A 1882-nucleotide genomic window follows, 5' to 3' on the forward strand; every position below is an offset into this window, starting at 1 on the left:
TGCGGCATACGGCGGCGACCATGGACACGCTGGTGTCGCTGGGCGTGGTGGCGTCCTTCGGCCCCGGCCGGCGGTGGACGGCCGCCGTGACGGCCGCGCTGGTGGTCTGCACGGCGGTGAGTTCGCTGCGCACGTTCCCGTACTACCTGCCGTACTCCAACGAGGCCTTCGGCGGCCCCGCGCACACCCATCGGCTGCTGCACGACTCCAATGTGGACTGGGGGCAGGACCTGGGCCGGCTCGCCGTCCGGCTCCGGCAGCGGTACCCGGGCGAGCGGGTGTGGCTGGTGTACAAGGGCAGCGGTGTGCCGTCGTACTACGGCATCCGCGCCGCCGATCCGCGCACGGTACCGCCGGAGCGGGTGCACGGGCTGCTGGCGGTGTCGGACTCCGCGCTCGCCAAGGCGCGCGGACGGCTCGCCGAGTTGGTCGGCAGCAGTCGGCCGGCCGGTGAAGTGGGCCATTCGATCAGTCTCTTCCGGCGCTGAAACCTCCTGCTCAACCCCCTGTTCATGACGGTGGGTGAGCTATGTTGAGTGTTTGTGGCAGACAAAGGAGGCGAGCCGGTGTCCTCGCCGCAGCAGGCACGCGCACAGGCATCAGCGATCACATCGGGCAGGGCGGTGCCCGCAGCCGAGGCCGCGCCGACCTCCCAACTCCGTGAACTCTTCGACGGTCCGCGTCTGTCACCGGGGCAGCGGCGCATCGCCCAGTACCTGATCGAGCACATCACCGAGGCCGCGTTCCTGTCCATCACGGAGCTGGCCGACCGGGTCGGGGTCAGCCAGCCGTCCGTCACCCGCTTCGCCGCCGCCGTCGGCTTCAGCGGCTACCCCGCGCTGCGCGAGAAACTCCAGTCGATCGCGCTGAGCACGCTGGCCGGCGGGGCGGGCGAGGAGAACCGGGCCAACGAACTGCAGGCGGCCGTCGACGCCGAGATCGAGAACCTGGAGAACCTGCGGCGCGACTTCGCCAACCCCGACGAGATCATCCGGATCGGCCGCGAGCTGTCCCGCTCCACCCCGCTGACCGTGCTGGGCCTGCGCATCTCGGTGTCGCTGGCCGAGTACTTCGGCTACGCCGCCCGCCGTATCCACCCCGATGTACGGCTGGTCACCCTGGGCGGCAGCGTGGCCTACGACGCGCTGCTGCAGTGCCGTGAGGCGGGCGGCACCTGGGTGCTGGCCTTCGCCATGCCCCGGCACTCCCAGGAGACGCTCCAGGCCGTACGGGTGGCGCGCGGAGCCGGGCTGAAGGTCGCCCTGGTGACCGACCTGGCGCTCGGGCCGCTGGCCGACGAGGCCGACATCACCTTCGCCACCGGCACCGGCTCCCGGCTGGTGTTCGACTCCTACGCCGCGCCGGGCATGATGGCCGCCGCGCTGCTGCAGGCCATGACCGACGCCGATCCGGAGCGCACGCAGGCCCGGCTGGAGAAGTACGAGCAGCTCTCCGACCAGCATCAGTTCTTCCTGAAGGACTGAATCCGGCCGAGCGGTTCGCGCGCGGTGCGCCGGGTCAGGTGAAGATCTTGCGGTCACGCATGCCGTGGACGGGGATCATCCACGACAAATCACGCATGAATGTTTTCATACGTCTTGCAAACGGGACGGCATATATAAATACTGCTCACGGATCGCGCCCTGCCCACTCCGGGCACGTTCCGCACCCGCGGACTCACCGCTCGCACACCGCCCCGAGAAAGCCGACGGACCGCCCATGCGTACGCAAGTCTCCGCGCAGCGCCGGTTCCCGATGCCCGGGGCTCCCGCACGGACACTCCGAGCCGCCGTCCCCTACCCACGTCGGCGCCCGGGGCGTGCCGGGGGCCGTGCAGCTTCGCGTACCGGTCGCGGCCGGCGATGCCGTTGTAGAGCCAGCC

1 protein-coding gene and 1 pseudogene are annotated in these 1882 nt (G+C 70.5%); both read left to right on the top strand.

From position 1 onward, the window contains the following. Nucleotides 1-488: pseudogene (locus tag AB0L75_RS44085) on the top strand (phospholipid carrier-dependent glycosyltransferase); the annotation flags it as partial. Between the two features lie 78 nt (nucleotides 489-566). Beyond that, nucleotides 567-1484, top strand: coding sequence for a MurR/RpiR family transcriptional regulator (locus tag AB0L75_RS44090; RefSeq protein ID WP_365191927.1), 918 nt, complete (start codon nucleotides 567-569; stop codon nucleotides 1482-1484). Nucleotides 1485-1882 lie beyond the last annotated feature (398 nt).

The organism is Streptomyces sp. NPDC052101, from assembly GCF_040680235.1.
In the GTDB taxonomy this organism is placed as follows: domain Bacteria; phylum Actinomycetota; class Actinomycetes; order Streptomycetales; family Streptomycetaceae; genus Streptomyces.